The 16392-nt window shown below is 58.2% G+C and carries 13 protein-coding genes; 11 read left to right on the forward strand and 2 right to left on the reverse strand.

Features of this window, described 5'->3' with window-relative positions; all coding sequences use genetic code 11:
* Positions 1–132 precede the first annotated feature (132 nt).
* Both ACXAGD_RS00290 and ACXAGD_RS00295 read left to right on the forward strand, forming a co-directional pair.
* Positions 133–744, forward strand: a complete 612-nt coding sequence (locus tag ACXAGD_RS00290) for a TetR/AcrR family transcriptional regulator (RefSeq protein WP_475207827.1) — start codon at positions 133–135, stop codon at positions 742–744.
* A 73-nt stretch (positions 745–817) separates the two neighbouring features.
* Positions 818–1648 (forward strand): class I SAM-dependent methyltransferase, encoded by an 831-nt coding sequence (locus ACXAGD_RS00295; RefSeq protein WP_475207828.1) that lies wholly within the window; start codon positions 818–820, stop codon positions 1646–1648.
* A 90-nt stretch (positions 1649–1738) separates the two neighbouring features.
* On the opposite strand, the gene ACXAGD_RS00300 is transcribed toward ACXAGD_RS00295, so the two are convergent.
* Both ACXAGD_RS00300 and ACXAGD_RS00305 read right to left on the reverse strand, forming a co-directional pair.
* Positions 1739–2206: a transglycosylase SLT domain-containing protein gene (locus ACXAGD_RS00300; protein ID WP_475207829.1), complete on the reverse strand. Its 468-nt coding sequence runs from the start codon at positions 2204–2206 to the stop codon at positions 1739–1741.
* Positions 2207–2315: 109 nt separating this feature from the next.
* Positions 2316–3302, reverse strand: a complete 987-nt coding sequence (locus ACXAGD_RS00305; protein ID WP_475207830.1) for a DMT family transporter — start codon at positions 3300–3302, stop codon at positions 2316–2318.
* A 465-nt stretch (positions 3303–3767) separates the two neighbouring features.
* Between ACXAGD_RS00305 and nadA the strand changes: the two genes are divergently transcribed.
* The 9 genes from nadA to ACXAGD_RS00350 all read left to right on the forward strand — a co-directional run bounded on the left by nadA (position 3768) and on the right by ACXAGD_RS00350 (position 16322).
* Positions 3768–4820, forward strand: coding sequence for a quinolinate synthase NadA (gene nadA, locus ACXAGD_RS00310; protein WP_475207831.1), 1053 nt, complete (start codon positions 3768–3770; stop codon positions 4818–4820).
* 8 nt (positions 4821–4828) lie between these two features.
* The gene (locus ACXAGD_RS00315) at positions 4829–6394 is read left to right on the forward strand and encodes an L-aspartate oxidase (protein WP_475207832.1); all 1566 of its coding nucleotides are present in this window, start codon (positions 4829–4831) and stop codon (positions 6392–6394) included.
* Positions 6391–7239: a carboxylating nicotinate-nucleotide diphosphorylase gene (gene nadC / locus ACXAGD_RS00320; RefSeq protein ID WP_475207833.1), complete on the forward strand. Its 849-nt coding sequence runs from the start codon at positions 6391–6393 to the stop codon at positions 7237–7239. Before ACXAGD_RS00315 ends, nadC begins: the two co-directional genes overlap by 4 nt.
* Before the next feature lie 162 nt (positions 7240–7401).
* Positions 7402–8310: an NAD(P)-dependent oxidoreductase gene (locus ACXAGD_RS00325; RefSeq protein ID WP_475207834.1), complete on the forward strand. Its 909-nt coding sequence runs from the start codon at positions 7402–7404 to the stop codon at positions 8308–8310.
* Between the two features lie 85 nt (positions 8311–8395).
* Entirely contained in the window at positions 8396–10618 is a 2223-nt protein-coding gene (locus ACXAGD_RS00330; protein ID WP_475207835.1) for a hybrid sensor histidine kinase/response regulator, read from the forward strand.
* Positions 10619–10748: 130 nt separating this feature from the next.
* Positions 10749–11852, forward strand: coding sequence for a cytochrome-c peroxidase (locus ACXAGD_RS00335; RefSeq protein ID WP_475207836.1), 1104 nt, complete (start codon positions 10749–10751; stop codon positions 11850–11852).
* A gap of 11 nt (positions 11853–11863) precedes the next feature.
* Positions 11864–13051 carry a cytochrome-c peroxidase gene (locus tag ACXAGD_RS00340; RefSeq protein WP_475207837.1) on the forward strand — a complete coding sequence of 396 codons (1188 nt, stop codon included), beginning with the start codon at positions 11864–11866 and terminating at the stop codon, positions 13049–13051.
* Between the two features lie 5 nt (positions 13052–13056).
* Positions 13057–13626, forward strand: a complete 570-nt coding sequence (locus ACXAGD_RS00345) for an arsenate reductase (azurin) small subunit (protein WP_170675639.1) — start codon at positions 13057–13059, stop codon at positions 13624–13626.
* A gap of 14 nt (positions 13627–13640) precedes the next feature.
* Complete coding sequence (locus tag ACXAGD_RS00350; RefSeq protein ID WP_475207838.1) at positions 13641–16322, forward strand: arsenate reductase (azurin) large subunit; 2682 nt, start codon at positions 13641–13643, stop codon at positions 16320–16322.
* The last annotated feature ends 70 nt before the right edge of the window (positions 16323–16392 follow it).

Consider the following 16392-nt stretch of genomic DNA (forward strand, 5'->3'; position numbering starts at 1 on the left):
GACTTCACAACGCCACGGGTTTTATCGTCTATCATGCGGCAGACCTTCACGAGCAAGGGTGAAAAATAGTAAACAAATAGTTTACTAATGCAAAGAAAGGGTGAATGTAAACAGATTATTTACCTTTGCCTTTTGACCGAGATTGAAAACATGAAGCTTACTGAAAAAAAACGAAAAAATATTATCGACGCGGCTGTTCAAGAGTTCCAGGAACACGGCTTTCGGGGGGCAAAAACCACACGCATTGCCAGCAACGCAGGCGTTTCGAGTCGCACGCTCTACAAACATTTTGATAGCAAGGAAGCGCTGTTTCAGGAAATCTCGGAAGCGATGATCAAGGATAAGAGTACCATCAAGCATGCCCACTTTGATCCAAAGCGTGATCTGAAGACACAGTTCGAAGAGCTAATCACCAATTACGTTGACAGGCTGACAGAGCCCGAAACCATTGCCATCACCCGTATGGTGACCGCCGAGATGCTGATCGACGTTGAACGCTCGAAAGCCTACGCCGCTGAAATTGCGAAGTTTCAGAACCCCATCACTCAGCTTATCTCTGAGGCGATGGAAGCTGGCGCATTGCGTGCTGGTGATGTGCAGTATGCGTCTCGGCAATTGCACAGCCTCATCCGAGAGTTCTTCTACACCCCACAGCTCATGCGAGGGTCCAAGGACGAAACTGACGGCATCATGTCAGATTGTCTCGATATGTTTTTGTCCCACTACAGGGTGCAGCCGGAATAGCGTTAGTAGCAGTGGTCAGATCAGCAGGAAATGCAAGTCATGTTATGATCTCAACTCAAGGGGGGAGCGAACTATGACAACAGATGAGTTTTATGAATTCGGGCTCGTAGAAAAAGAGGGGTGGTCCCAGGCCAGTACCGCCCAAAGCTATGCGGCCAGTTTGGAAGACGCCACAGCGCAAAGCGTTCCCGAACTTGTGCGACAGGTCAAAGCAGGTCCGGGAACGCACGCCATTGATCTGTGTTGCGGGCCGGGCATTGTCACCGCCGGGCTGCTTTCCGTCGGAGCTGATGCGACAGGATTGGATTTCTCACCTGCGATGTTGCAGTTGGCACGTCGAAATGTGCCGGATGCAAAGTTCGTCGAGGGAAATGCCATGAACCTTTCCTATGACGACAACCGCTTTGATGCAGTCACGATTGGCTTCGGTATTTTGCATGTTCCTGATCCGGTGAAGGTTCTGAAAGAAGCCCACAGAGTTCTGCGACCGGGCGGTCGATTGTCCTTTTCCGTGTGGCACGGTCCGACAATCCCCACCGTACTCGGAGACTTGTTTCAGGTGATCGGTCAATACGGGGATCCGTCGGTCCAATTGCCCCCTGGCCCCGGAATGCACGACTATGCTGATTCCGCAATAGCCGTGCCCGCACTGACAAATGTAGGGTTTTTCGATATCTCGCAAACAGTTGTGCAAAATACTGTTAAGACAACCGGCGCGGAGGAGATCGTAACCTTGTTCATGGAAGGGACCGTGCGGGGCGGGGTGCTTTTGCGTGCGCAACCACCTGATAAGATGAGCGATATTCGGGCGGCGATGCGTGAGATGATCAAAACCAAATATGGATCAAACGGCCCGTGGACCCTTCCCATGCCCTCGGTCATTTCCGCAGCTACAGCGTCCTGACGAACGCCTCTTTGCGCAACAGGTTTCCGCCGGAAAGCCTTTGGCTTGCTGACAACAATATGTGCTTTGAACTCGTGGCTTTGCCGGACGTCAGCCGCAGTACTTTCTCACCTCAGTATCCCTGAGCCCGGTTTCAACAAGCATGCAGCGGTTCCGCGCTTCGTAATAGTAGCCACGCGCATACCACATCACCGCTTCGGGCTCATTTCCGTCCGATACCATCCATGCTCCGCGCAGGTATTTCACTGCGTAGGTCAGGTTGGTTTGTGCGTCCAGCAGGTCGGAAGCCTCTCCGCGAAATCCCATTTGGCGCGCTGTTGCTGGAAGGATCTGCATCAGCCCGTAATAGGGTCCATTGCGGGCGCCGGGCCGATAGTCGCTTTCTCGCTGAATCACGCGATGGACAAGGCTCCGAGGAACACCATGAGTATCTGCAGTTTCGTTGATCATCACGCGCAGCTCGGGCGTTTCGCCCGGATATAGACGGGTAATCGGCTCTGCGGGTTCGCTGCCGCAAGCAGTCAGCGACAATGCGGCAATCAGAATTGTGTATCGCATTCGATTCTCTACCTTGTTAGGTCATGGCTTTCATGAACGACCAGCCGCGACTGATATTCAATATCCGGGTTGGTTTTTGAGCGGCTTTTGGTCTGAATTGCTTTAGCGCTTAATAGCGGCGGTGTACTCTCTTTTCGGTGATCACGTTTCTTTTCTTCTGGCGCTCTCGCAAGAAGACAAACAGCCCAGACCCCAAGATTAGCGCGATACCAATTGCGACGGGCAGGTTGGGTAGTTCCCCCCAGATCACCCAACCCCAGAAAATCGCCATCGGAAGCCCGACATATTCAAACGGAGCCACCGTAGCTGCATCCGCCATACGATATGCTTGCCCGAGGCAATATCCGATGATTGCCGAATTGAAGCCGAGGCCAACAAACAACCAGCGATCAATCCCTTCGGGCCAAACCCAGGCGCGCAGCAGGAAAATCAGGCTTTCGTTTTCAAACCCGGCCGCATAGCGCCCGTCGCCGGCTACCGACCAGAAAAGCAGGCTGGCGACGATAAAGCAGGCCTGAATATACACTGCCATCGCCGAGGCCTTGGATTTAGCGCCAAGAAAACGGGTGAGGACGTTGTTGAGCGCATAGGTGAAGGCAGCCAGAACCGGAAGCGCATACATAAGCAAACCAACTTCACGCTCGCCGCCGGCTTCCCATGGGCGGGTCATGATCACCACTCCGAGAAACCCCACCAGCACCGCTCCAATCCGCATGGGTCCAACTTTTTCACCAAGCAATGGGATGCTCAGCAAAGTGATCATCAAAGGGGCTACAAAGAAGACTGCGGTGGCTTCTGCCAGAGGCATTACTGCCAAGGCCGTAAAGAATGTCAGATTGGCAATTACAATCAGCAAGCCGCGCAGAAGGTGCAGCCCCGGCTGATCTGTTTTTAAAATACGCCAGCCACCTTCCATTTGTACCAGGGCAAAGCTGAACCCAATTCCAATCAGCGACCGCGTAAAGACCATCTGATGAAGAGGATAACCACCCGACAGGAACTTGATCAGCATATCGTTGACAGAAATTGCCAGTATTCCGATCAGGACGAACGCAATGCCAGCTGTCGGGTTTTGCAGTTTTTGTTCCGCTGTCATGGAGTACCCTTTCAAAGGGCCACTAACACGGACATTTGGGCGGGTCACGATACTTTGCGACGGGTTCGAGAATTAGGGAGTCCAGCCGAAGCTGGCACCGAGCAAAGTCTAATGGCATTTTTGCTTTGTTTATCTGGCGGCAAGTGCGAAACCGGAAGTCTGTTCAATTCCAGCCACGGTGCTTTTGCGATTCAGGTGCCCCGAAACGGTTGAAACGGAATTCTTAAAGGGCGGCTTCAAGGTCGCCTCGCAGGGCCCGATCGCCAACACTGTCCTGAAGTTCAATGCGTGAAACGACGTTGCCAATACTTGTGCGGGATCCCGGGTCGGGCATCGGGCTGTTAGGCAAGATAATTCCGCCGAGGTCGACAATATCGGAACATTCTTCTGGTCTGGGTGGTGGTAAATTCGTCACAAACCCCATATGAACAGCGTCACGAGTTCATCAGGCAGAAAAACAGTCCCGTGTTTGACCTACCCGCGCAGCGCGCGCACCTCTCCGAAAAATATGATCTGGCCCCGTCGCCCGAGCTTGCCGAAAGCATGAGCGATATCTATGACCGCATGTCCCGCGTGGTTTCGCCCGTGGATTGGGCGATCTATGCGCCGTACGTCAAGGCAATCAACGACCTGAAGGCCGAACGCAACGCGGTCATTTTGGGCCACAACTACATGACGCCCGAGATCTACCACGGTATTTCCGATTTCGGCGGCGACAGCCTGCAGTTGGCGATCAAGGCGACCGAGGTTGAGGCGGATGTGATCGTGCAGTGTGGTGTGCATTTTATGGCCGAGACGTCCAAGATCCTCAGCCCTGGTAAGACGGTGTTGATGCCGGATATGGAAGCGGGATGTTCTCTGGCTGAATCGATCACTGCTGAAGGGATCGAAGAAATGCGTCGCCGTTATCCCGGCGCGCCGGTTGTGTCTTATGTGAACACCACAGCCGAGGTCAAAGCGGCCTCGGACATTTGCTGCACCTCATCCAACGCCGCTCAGATTGTGGCCGCGCAAGACAGCGATACGGTCATCATGACCCCGGACCAGTATCTGGCGCAGAACGTCGCCCGCGACGTACCGCAAAAGAACGTGGTCTGGTGGGAAGGCTCGTGCATCGTACACGAGCAATACAGTGCCAAGGATCTGCGCGACTTCCGTGAATGGAACCCGGGCACCCGTCTGATCGCGCATCCCGAATGCCCGCCAGATGTTGTGGCCGAGGCCGATTTCTCGGGTTCAACCAGTGGCATCATTAAATATGTCACCGATGAAAAGCCGGAAAAGGCACTTCTGATCACCGAATGCTCGATGGCGTCGAACATCGCCGATGAACTGCCCGAAGTCGATTTCGTCGGCCCCTGCAACATGTGCCCCTACATGAAGAAGATCACGTTGGAAAAAGTGCTGTTCGCGCTGGATACCATGACCGGGCAGGTCGAGGTGGATGCCGAGGTGGCAGACAAGGCACGTCTTTCGGTGCAGCGTATGATCGACCTTTCGCGCAAACTGGGTATTTGATCGGCGATATGCAAACCGTTGAGACGCCGCGTGTGGTCATCATTGGGGCCGGGCTGGCGGCGGTTTACACCGCGCTGAAGTTGGCCCCTTGTCCGGTCGTGATGATTTCGCCCGAGCCGCTGGGGTCTGGTGCAAGCTCGGCCTGGGCGCAGGGCGGTGTCGCGGCGGCGATGGCACGGACGGACAGCCCCGAAGCCCATGCCGAAGATACGGTGCGCGCAGGCGCCGGATCGGTCCTGCGCGAGGTGGCCGAGTTTGTCACACAGGCCGCGCCCGAGCATATCTATGACTTGTCCGACCTCGGCACCGGGTTCGACCGCACCGCCGACGGTGGCTTTGTGCAGTCCCGTGAGGCTGCGCATTCCGCAGCGCGGGTGGTGCGGGTCAAGGGCGATCAGGCCGGGTCTGAGATCATGCGCGCGCTGATCGAAGAGCTACGCCACTCCCCTTCCGTTCAGGTGATCGAAGGCGTGCAGGCCGTCGGGCTAGAAAGCGACGACACCCAAGTCACCGGCGTTTATCTGAGCAATGCAAATAAAGCCACGGCGCCAACCGTACTGCTGCGCGGCGCAGCGCATGTTCTGGCCACTGGCGGGTCGTCGGGGCTTTATGCGCAAACCACCAATCCCGCGCGTATCCGGGGGCAGGGGATCGGGATGGCAGCCCGAGCCGGTGCGCGGATCGCCGATGCCGAGTTCGTGCAGTTTCACCCTACTGCAATCGACGTGGGTGAAGACCCAACGCCCTTGGCGACCGAGGCCTTGCGTGGCGACGGCGCGGTTCTGATCGATTGTGACGGCGAACGCTTCATGCCCGACATCCACCCCGATGCCGAACTGGCCCCGCGCGACACCGTCGCCCGCGCCGTTTATCTGCAGGTGCAGGCGGGTAAGCGGCCCGCTCTGGACACGCGCCAAGCCATCGGGGCAGAGATCGCGACGCAATTTCCCGCCGTGACCGAGGCATGCCTGCGCAACGGTTTCGATCCCGTTTGTGACGCCATCCCGGTGGCCGCCTCGGCGCACTATCATATGGGCGGGGTCGAGACCGACTTGGCGGGGCGCAGCTCTCTGAGCGGGCTTTGGGTCTGTGGTGAGGCGGCTTCAACCGGGCTGCATGGCGCCAACCGGCTGGCCTCGAACGGATTGCTTGAGGCGCTGGTTTTTGCCCGCTCTTGCGCGCGAGACATTGCGGATGCAGTGACCCCGCAGGATGCCCCTGAGATTGATGTGCTTCTCACCTCTGGGGATGACAGCGCGTTGGATCAGGATGTGGCCGCCCTGCGCCAAGCCATGACCGAACATGTCGGCGTGGTGCGCGATGATGCGGGATTGCGCCGCGCTTTGACTGAAATCGCCGTGCTAGAGGCCAAACACGCCGAGTCCGAAGTGTTCCTCAACATGACCGCCACGGCCACCCTGATCGCCGCAGCGGCTTTGTTGCGCGAGGAAAGCCGCGGCGCGCACTACCGATCCGATTTCCCTGACCTTATTCCCGGCCCCGGCCAACGCTCGGCCCTGACCTTGACCGAGGCGCTGGCCCTGCGGGACCGCATTGCAAAGGACGCAGCATGAATTACCCGGCTTTGCCCGACATGATCCTGGAACCCATGGTGCGGTCTGCACTGATGGAGGATCTGGGCGCCAATGGCGATATCACCACCCTGACCGTGATCCCCGCGGACGTGACCTATAGCGCCCGGCTGAACGCGCGCGAGGATGCGGTGGTATCGGGGATGCAGATCGCCGCGCTGGCATTCCGTCTGGTCGATCCGTCGCTGCAGGTCGCGATCCATATTGCCGACGGTCAGCGCTGCGCCAAGGGCGATACGCTGATGGAGATCAAAGGCAGCGCGGCCTCGATCCTGTCGGGTGAGCGAGTGGCGTTGAACTTTGCCGGGCGCATGACCGGTGTGGCAACCGCAACGGCGGCGCTAGTGGCTGAGACCAAAGGCACCAAGGCACGCATCACCTGCACTCGAAAGACCACGCCCGGCCTGCGCATAGTCGAGAAACAGGCCGTACTGCATGGCGGCGGGTTCAACCACCGCTTCTCGCTGTCGGATGCAATCCTGATCAAGGACAACCACATCGCCGCTGCTGGTGGCGTGCGAGGGGTGCTTGAGGCCACCAAGGCCCGCGCCTCGCACATGATGAAGGTTGAAATTGAAGTGGACACGCTGGACCAACTGGCCGAAGTGCTTGAGGTCGGCAGCGCGGACGTGGTGCTGTTGGACAACATGCCTCCTGAAACGCTGAAAGAGGCGGTCGCACTGGTGGATGGGCGGATCGTGACCGAAGCCTCGGGCAATATCAGCCGTGACACGGTGGCGGCAGTTGCGGCGACGGGGGTGGACTATATCTCGTCCGGGGCGCTGACCCATTCCTACCGCACCATCGACATCGGGCTGGACTTCTAACTCTGCGCCGCTCCACTGGGGGTATCAGCCAACACCTTAAGGTCACGAAACATTTATCCTGCGGGCCTTGGCAAGGGGGAACCCCTCGCACAAGTGGGGAAAAGGGGGGTCGGTTCTGAGCTTATCAGCGCCAAGGCAGCCCCGGCATGGAAAGGGGCACTTATGGAAAAACCTGTTATCGGTTTCATCGGCGTCGGCCTTATGGGACATGGCATGGCGAAGAACATCCTTCAGCATGGCTATTCTCTTGTCGTCATGGGCCACCGCAATCGCCAACCGGTGGATGATCTGGTGCAACGCGGAGCGACCGAGGTTGCGTCGCCAAAACAGATGGCCGAACAATGCGACATCATCCATTTATGTGTTTCTGGCAGTCCTCAGGTCGAACAGCTGGTACGCGGTGATGACGGGATACTGGCATCGGGCAAAACCGGGTTGATCGTGGTAGATTGTTCGACTTCCGACCCGGTCTCAACACTGCAACTGGCTGCAGAGCTTCGAACTGCTGGTATGGATCTGGCCGATGCGCCTCTTGGTCGTACCCCCAAAGAGGCCGAGGCGGGCACACTGGACACTATGGTCGGTGCCGCGCCGGAAACCTTCGAGCGCATCAAGCCTGTGCTCGATTGCTGGGCCGGTCTGGTCGTGCATATGGGCGAGGTCGGTTTGGGCCATAAGATGAAGCTGATCAACAACTTCATCTCACTGGGATACGCGGCACTGTATTCCGAGGCACTGGCCGTAGCTTGCAAGTCAGGGCTAAGCGCAGAGCAGGTGGACTCGGTAATCCGCCCGGGCCGTTTGTCGAACGGTTTCTACGAAACCTTCATGAAGTGGACGCTGGAGCGGGACGAGAACGCGCACAAGTTCACCATCACCAATGCACATAAGGACATGCGGTATCTGGCGAACCTTGCCAGCAGTTTGGGTGCCGTGACCCCGGTACAGGCCGCGTTGCGAAACGGGTTTGCTGCAATGGAAGCCTCGGGGCGTGGGGACAGCTACCTTCCAATGCTGGCCGATTTTGTCGCTGCAGTGAATGGATTGGCTGAAGAAGAGGGATCGAACTAAGCCCTGCGTCACCAACACAAGTGGTGTGTTTGCAAAATTCATGACACACCCTGAGCCTGTAGGCTGATCAGGTCAGGGTGCAGGCATGAAAGACGTCCCCGAAGTGGTCGAGGGTTATCCAAGGCGGTCGCTTGCCGTTGCCTTTGCGATCGGCATCGCGCTTGCGATCATCCTGTCGGTGTTTCTGTATATGTCGCGCGAAACCGGCAACCGCATTGGCGAGATGCGGCAGGCCTGGCACAGCTATTCGGTGGAAACCACGCCGCGCGGTTACTGGATTTCCGACATTCGCGAGGATTTCGGCTATGGCGGTCTGATCCACAACTTCAAAAACTACGTTCTGCGGCAGGACCCGGATTACGGCCCGATCCTTCGCCAGCAATCGGCCCGCCTATTGAGCACGATTCATGCCTATCGCAACTCAAACCCGTCTCAGGTGGAACTGGAGGCATTGGGGGAGATCGAAGACGTGGCCCTGGAATACACCGGGAACATCCCCCTGATCGAAGAGGGTATCGCAGCGGGCCAGACCGCCGAACAGATCGACGCCCGAGTGCGTGTTGATGACAGCGGCGCGTTGGCGGCGTTGGCGACGCTGGAAACCCTATGGGTCGAAGAACGTGACCGCAGCCTCTCGGGCATGGTGCGGGCCTTTTCGGATGGCGAACGGCTGGTGCGCAACTTCTCGGTTCTGCTGGTGGGGTTGATTGTTCTGGTCGGTGTAATCGCCATTCTGACCACCTTGCTGATCACCAACATCCTGCGTACCAACAGGCGCTTGAAGGCGGAACTGACCCTGCGCGAACAGGTCGAACTGGCCGAACGGAAACTGGCCCGCGCGGTGGAACAGAGCCCAACCTCGATCCTGATTACCGATACCGACCTGAACATCGAATACGCCAATCGCAAGTTCTTTAACCTCAGCGGGTACACGGCGGATGAGGTCTATGGTCATACGCCCAAAATGCTGCAATCAGGGTATTCCGGGCAGGGGGTCTACAAGGACCTAATGGGGCGGCTAAAACAGGGCCAAAGCTGGTATGGCGTGTTTCGAAACCTGCGCAAGGACGGCACCCATTACTGGGTCTCGACAGCGATTTTCCCGCTGGTGGATCAGAACGGTTCTGTAACCCATTATATTGGTATCGGCGAAGACATCACCGAAACCCGCCGCACCCGGGAACAATTCGCTCAGGTGCAGAAGATGGAGGCCGTCAGCATCCTTGCCGGTTCGGTCGCGCATGACTTTAACAACGTGCTGATGAGCGTCATCGGCAATGCTGATCTGATCGAACTGGACGCCGGCGGCAATGAGGACGTCCAGACCTCGGTCAGCCATATCCGCATTGCGGCGCGGCGGGCGCAGGCGCTGGTACGCAAGATGCTGACCTTTGCCCGCCAGCGACCGCGCAACCCGCAGCGCGGTGATTTGGTCAAAGCCACGCAAGAAGCGCTGGAGCTGATCAAGGTTTCTGCCCCGCCCAGCATTGAGACCCGCTTTGAAATTGAGATAGACGCAGCCTTTTCGGATTTCGACACCACTTTGTTTTTCCAAACTCTGCTGAACCTGTGTCACAACGCGTTTGAGGCGATGGGTGACAACCCCGGCGAGGTGGTTCTGCGGATAAGTCGGGCGGATGACGACGCGCTGGATGATCTGCCGGACGAGGCGATCGGCGTGATCCGTTTGGATGTCACCGACACCGGGCCGGGCATGAGCGACGAGGTTCAGCAAAAGGTGTTCGAGCCGTTCTTCTCGACCAAGCCAGTGGGTAAGGGCACTGGTCTGGGGCTGACCATCGTGCATAACAGTGTCGAGGAATCCCATGGCCGGGTCGAGCTACATTCGGAACCCGGCAAAGGTACTAGGTTCAGCCTGTTTTACCCGATGCTGCCCGCGCTAAGCCCCGAACAGCAGGCCGAACTGCGTGCGGTCACAGGGGATGAACATGTGTTGCTGGTCGATGATGATGAAAACGTCCTGTATGTCACGCGCCGTTTGCTGACCCGTTATGGCTATCGGGTCGAGGCCTATTCCGATCCGCAGCGGGCGCTGGAGGCATTCCGCGCGGCACCGGACAGCTTTGATGTCATTGTCACGGACCTGATGATGCCGGGCCTGAAGGGCACTGATCTGATCGGCGCTGCGCGGTCCCTGCGCTCCGGAATGCCGACGATTCTGGTCAGCAGCTATTTCGATGACGCCGAAACTCCGGATGAAGAAGATTCCACGGTCCGTGTTCAGAAACCTGTTGGGGTTCAGGATCTTGCAAGGATCATCCGTATGTCGATACACGGCGTTTCGTAACAAAGTTTAACATCTCTTCACAGACCTTAATCTGTATCAAATCACCACGAAACAACTGTCCCCTAAGGTTAGCTCAGCCGGTCCTCGGCCAACCGAGTGATCGGAATAGCGAAAAAGGGGCTTTAAGATGATGACCAAAGCCAGAACATGGTTCTCGGCGCTGTCGACAGTTTCATTGCTGACGATCTGCGCTGCATTACCGGTTCACCAGGCCCAGGCGGATGAGCCGGGCCCGGTAGAAGCCATAGAGTTCGACCCAGCCAAGGCGGCGCTTGGCAAACGTTTGTTTTTTGATCCAAGACTTTCCGGCGATACCGAGCTGTCCTGCGCCAGCTGCCACCAGCCGGAATTGGGCTTCACCGACGGGCAGGCCTTATCAGACGCTTATGCCGGCAGCCTGCATTTCCGCAATGTGCCGACGTTGATCAACAGTGCCAAACGCGCCGCATGGTTCCATGACGGGCGTATCGGCACCAACCTCAACGACGTGACCCGCGAAAGCATCACCGAGACCTACTCTATGAACATGGACATGCGTCTGATGCAGGAACGCATCAAACAAGACCCGGTCTATGTCGATATGTTCGAAGCCGCCGGGTTTGGCGAGCCCTCGAACGGTGGTGTCCGCAACGCGATCCCTGAATATCTGAAAACGCTGATCTCGCGTGGGGCGCCCTTCGACACCGGCGAAATGTCAGACGAGGCCAAAGCGGGCTATGAGCTGTTCAATGCCAGCGGTTGCAACTCTTGCCACGCGGGCGAGCGGTTCACCGACGACCTGCCGCACAATATCGGCGTGGGCGACAACCCCGATATCTGGGCAACTCCGGAACGTCACATCACCTTTGTGACGATGATGAAATTCCTCGGCGTCGAGAATTACATGAATCTGCGCGCCGACCCGGGCGCCTATATCCGCACCCACACGGCCGACACGTTCGGCACCTTCATGACCCCCACGCTGCGCGAGCTGACCTATACCGCGCCGTATATGCACAACGGCACGCTGGCAACGCTCGAGGACGTGGTGGCCTTCTACAACTCCGGCGGCGGTGACGATGAAAACAAGGACCCGCGCATCAAACCGCTGAACCTGAACGAGACCGAGCAAGCACAGCTGGTGGCCTTCCTTCGGGCGCTGTCCGGCGAGCCGCTGACCGGCCCCGACTTCGTCGCCGAGGATATCGATACGGACTATGCGCCGATCGAAAACTGGCAAGACGCGACAAACTGAGGAGTGGACCCATGAAAGACCTTAAGTCTTACCTTTCAGGCACAATCGCCACCGCTGCCCTGTTTGCCGTTCTTGGTTCGCAGGTCATTGCGGAAACCAGTATGGAGATTGAGGCCGGTATCGGCGGGGCAGACCCCGACCCGGATGCGCCGCTAGTGGCGCTGGGCGAGCCGCCCATCCCGCTGGACAACCCCCAGACCGAAGCCAAGATCGAACTGGGCAAGATGCTGTTCTTCGACCCGCGTCTGGGCGGCAATCCCTCGACGCCCTGTTCGGCGTGTCACATGCCGGACGTGGGTTGGGACGTCGAAGCACCGATCTCATTCGGTTATCCCGGCACGACCCACTGGCGCAACAGCCAGACGGTTGTGAACTCGGCCTATTACGGCAAGCTGTTTTGGGCAGGTTCATCGAAAAGCCTTGAAAGTCAGGCCAAATCCGCCGCAGGCGGTGCGGTCGCCGGTAACGGCGAGGCCGACATGATGGAGGCCCGTCTGGCTTTCGTTCCCGAATATGTCGAACGCTTCAACGATGTCTTCGGCGATCAGTGGCCGCGCATCAGCAACGCGTGGCGGGCCATCGCCGCGTTTGAACGGACCATCGTTCAGACCGACACGCCCTTCGACAATTATCTGCGAGGGGATGACGCGGCGCTGACCGAGGAACAAAAACGTGGGCTGGAGCTATTCGCCGGCAAGGCGCAATGTTCCGAATGCCACAACGGCGCACTACTTTCGGATGAGAAGTACTACAACACCGGCGTGCCCGCCTATGACGGTTGGCAGGACGATGGTCTGGCGCAAGTCACTTTCCGGTATGAGCTGTATGCCAAAGGTTCGACCGAAGAGATGTATCGCCACACCAAGGACGACCCCGGCTTCTATTTCCGCACCAAGGAAACGGCCGACAAGGGCAAGTTCCGCACACCGTCCCTGCGCTACACCCTCTATACCGAACCCTACATGCATAACGGCATGTTGGAGACGCTCGAGGATGTGGTTGAGTTCTACAACCAGGGCGGCGGCGAGAATGAGTTCTCGGCCAACAAATCCCAACTGATCCAACCCCTTGGCCTGAGCGATCAGGAAAAGGCGGATCTGGTGGCCTTCCTGAAATCCCTGTCCGGCGAGGAAATCCTGATCGAGGAACCCGACCTGCCGGATTACCAGCCGCTTCCTGCGGCTGCAGCAGAGGAGTAAGCGTCATGACAGATCATAACGCAACCGGATGCAGCTGTTCGGGCGAGGCCAAAAAGGCCTGCACCGTGAACCGCCGGCAGTTCCTGTTCGCCTCGGGTGCCACGACCTTTGCCGTGATGGTGGCCATGCCCACCCGCCACGGTCAGGCTGAACAGGTACCCGCCCTTGTGTCCACCTATCCGCGCAAGCTGATCGGCAAACTGTCCGAGCTGGAACAGGACGTCCCGGTCGAGTTCTACTACCCGGATGAGGGTGACTATTCGGACTCGATCCTGGTCAAGACCGGCGTTGAAAGCGGCGGCGGCATTGGCCCGCAAAAGGACGTTGTGGCCTTCAACCTCACCTGCACCCACCAGGGCGGGTCGATGTATGACAGCTACAAGCCCGAACACAAGGTGCTGGGCCCATGCCCACTGCACCTGTCCACCTATGACGTGACACGGCACGGCATCCTCGTCTCGGGGCAGGCCTACCAGTCGTTGCCGCAGGTCCTTTTGGAACTGGACGGCGATGACATCTACGCCGTTGGCATGTTCGGCCTGATCTACGGCCGCTACGATAACCTGATTGCATAAGGGGAGACGGTATCATGGCAACCCCGTATTACGTACCCGAAACCAACGTCCCGCTGCCGCCCAAAGGGGCTGAGGTCATCTCAACCGCCTGCGATTACTGCATCGTGGCCTGTGGTTACAAAGTCTATCGCTGGCCCGTGACGGCCAAGTCCGGCGGCCCCGGCGCGGATGAAAACGCATTTGGCGAGGACTTCCCCGTTGCACCTCTGGGTGCCTGGGTCGCCCCGAACCAGCACAACATCGTGCTGCACAAGGGCCAACCGCACCACGTGGTAATCATTCCGGACAAGGACAACCAGACCGTCAACACCGACGGTGACAGCTCCTTGCGGGGCGGGTGTATCGCGCAGAAATGCTATAACCCGCAGACGCCCACACGCGACCGTCTGAAAACACCGCTGATGCGGATCTATGGCACCCTGATGCCGGTTCCGTGGGATCTGGCGCTGGATGTGGCGGCTGAGGTGGGCAACCACGTCATCGCCAAGCACGGCACCAATGCTTATGGCGTCAAGACCTTCAGCTATCAGTATATCGAGAACACTTATGCGATCTCGAAATACGCGCTGCGCCATATCAACACCGCGAACTTCACCTTCCACGACACGCCGTCCGACGTGACCTCGACCCCCGGTTTCCGGGATGCGGGTTTCGACAATTTCGGTCCGTCCTATGAGGACTGGCGCGATGCGGAAACCCTTCTGGTCTGCGGCACCGACCCGTATGAGACAAAGACTATCCTCTATACCCAGTGGATGATGAAGGGGATGCAGAACGGTCAGAAGGAAATCTATCTGATCCCGCGTCGCTCTGCCGGTGTGGCCCATGCGGAAAAGATGGGTGGTCTGCATATCGACGTTCTGCCCGGCACTGACCTGCTGGTCGTCAATGCCATCGCCCGCGTCATCGTGGAAAATGGCTGGGAAGACAGCGACTGGATCAAGAATTGGGTCAACAACAAGTGGGAAAGCTCGTCCGGCTTCGGTCAGGGCACCCGCAACACGCCATGGCAATGGCGCACGACCTGGGGCAAGTTCCAGACCAAAGGCTTTGAAGACTGGAAAGAATGGCTGCTGTCGCAGGACGAATTCGCGCCTGAGACCGCCGCGGCCATGGCCGAGATCGACGTGCAAAAGATCTATACGGCTGCCGAATGGCTCGCCAAACCCAAAGAGGACGGCTCGCGCCCGAAAACCTCGATCATGATCGAGAAAGGGTTCTACTGGTCCAACAACACTGGCAACACGCAGGCGATTTCCGCGCTGGGCATCATCTGTGGCTGTGGCGGACGTCCGGGTCAGGTCATCGGGCGGGCCGGTGGTCACCAGCGGGGTGGTGTGAAAGGCGGGAAATACCCGCGTAATAAGTCGCCCGAGAAGCTGCCCGGTCGCCGTCGCCGCGCCATGGATACCGACCGGTATCTGATCGCAGGTCATACCCGCATGGCCCATGTGATCGGCACCACATGGATTCAATCTATGTGCGGCAGCCAGCAACTGGCCGACAAGTTTGAGGAACTGACCGTTCGCAACCCGCATCAGATCGCCTCTTTCGACAAGCAAGAGATGATCGAAACGCTGAAGGCCCGCGCCGACAGCGGCGGTATGGTGGTGATTAACCAGGACATCTACCTGCAGGACCCGATCGGCAACCGCTACGCCGACATCGTGTTCCCGGCGGCCACATGGGGCGAAGAGGACTTCCTGCGCGCCAATGGCGAACGTCGTCTGCGTCTATATCAGAAGTTCTATGATGCACCCGGTGCTGCGAAACCAGACTGGTGGATCATCGCGCAACTGGCGCAACGGATGGGCTTTGACGGGTTCGATTGGCAGAACTCGAACGAGGTCGCGGAAGAGGCCGTGCGCTTCACCCGCGGGTCGCGCAAGGACTTCCATGCGGTTCACCGTCTTGCCAAGGCCGAGGGCAAAACCCTGCACCAGAAGGTTCGTGAATTCGGAACTGATGGTGTCCAATGTCCGGTCATGCTGGATGCCGACGGTGTCACGCTGATTGAAACCAAGCGTCTTCATGACACGACCCGCACGCTGCCTGAAACTGGTGCAGCCGGAAAGGATGTGTTCAACAAGAAGCTGACGCATTTCAACAGCCAGACGGGCAAGTGCAACATCCAGAAATCGCCGTGGGGCCTGTTCTCGGACTATTGGGAATGGCTGAAACCGAACAAGGAAGAAGGCGAGCTTTGGGCGACCTCGGGTCGGATCAACGAACGCTGGCAGTCCGGTTTCGACGACCGCCGCCGCCCGTATATCGTGCAGCGCTGGCCGGAAAACTGGGTTGAGATTCACCCCGACGATGCGGCCGAGCGTGGCATCGAAAGCGGCGACTATGTGATGGTTTATTCGGAACGTGTTCCGGGTAACAAGCACACGCTGCTGGGTGTGGAAGGCGATGACTTCCAGTTCTCGAAACTGATGGAAAACGGGCATATCGAACTGACCAAAGCGGCGATCACCGCCGTGGCCATGGTCACGCCCGCCATCAAGAAAAGCGTGGTCTACATGGACTTCCTGCACATGCAGCAACCTGCGAACGCGCTTGAGGGCCGGATCGTCGACTGGATCAGCGGCAACTACAACTACAAGATGGGCGTTGCCAAGCTGCGTAAATTGGGGCCGAGCCCTTACAAGACTTCGTTCCGCACGATGTCCTTTGCACCGCGCGACATCGCCTGATGACAGCTTTCCGGGGGGCGGACGCCATGCCGCCCCTCGGGTTTGGTCCCACTGCAGAAGGGACCTTGGG

The organism is Ruegeria sp. ABF4_144, assembly GCF_056160045.1.

Bases quoted from the DNA above. Each gene is read 5' to 3' on its own strand.
- ACXAGD_RS00295 (WP_475207828.1), top strand. From the start codon at position 818: ATGACAACAGATGAGTTTTATGAATTCGGGCTCGTAGAAAAAGAGGGG.
- ACXAGD_RS00300 (WP_475207829.1), bottom strand. From the start codon at position 2,206: ATGCGATACACAATTCTGATTGCCGCATTGTCGCTGACTGCTTGCGGC.
- ACXAGD_RS00305 (WP_475207830.1), bottom strand. From the start codon at position 3,302: ATGACAGCGGAACAAAAACTGCAAAACCCGACAGCTGGCATTGCGTTC.
- ACXAGD_RS00315 (WP_475207832.1), top strand. From the start codon at position 4,829: ATGCAAACCGTTGAGACGCCGCGTGTGGTCATCATTGGGGCCGGGCTG.
- nadC (WP_475207833.1), top strand. From the start codon at position 6,391: ATGAATTACCCGGCTTTGCCCGACATGATCCTGGAACCCATGGTGCGG.
- ACXAGD_RS00325 (WP_475207834.1), top strand. From the start codon at position 7,402: ATGGAAAAACCTGTTATCGGTTTCATCGGCGTCGGCCTTATGGGACAT.
- ACXAGD_RS00330 (WP_475207835.1), top strand. From the start codon at position 8,396: ATGAAAGACGTCCCCGAAGTGGTCGAGGGTTATCCAAGGCGGTCGCTT.
- ACXAGD_RS00335 (WP_475207836.1), top strand. From the start codon at position 10,749: ATGACCAAAGCCAGAACATGGTTCTCGGCGCTGTCGACAGTTTCATTG.
- ACXAGD_RS00340 (WP_475207837.1), top strand. From the start codon at position 11,864: ATGAAAGACCTTAAGTCTTACCTTTCAGGCACAATCGCCACCGCTGCC.
- ACXAGD_RS00345 (WP_170675639.1), top strand. From the start codon at position 13,057: ATGACAGATCATAACGCAACCGGATGCAGCTGTTCGGGCGAGGCCAAA.
- ACXAGD_RS00350 (WP_475207838.1), top strand. From the start codon at position 13,641: ATGGCAACCCCGTATTACGTACCCGAAACCAACGTCCCGCTGCCGCCC.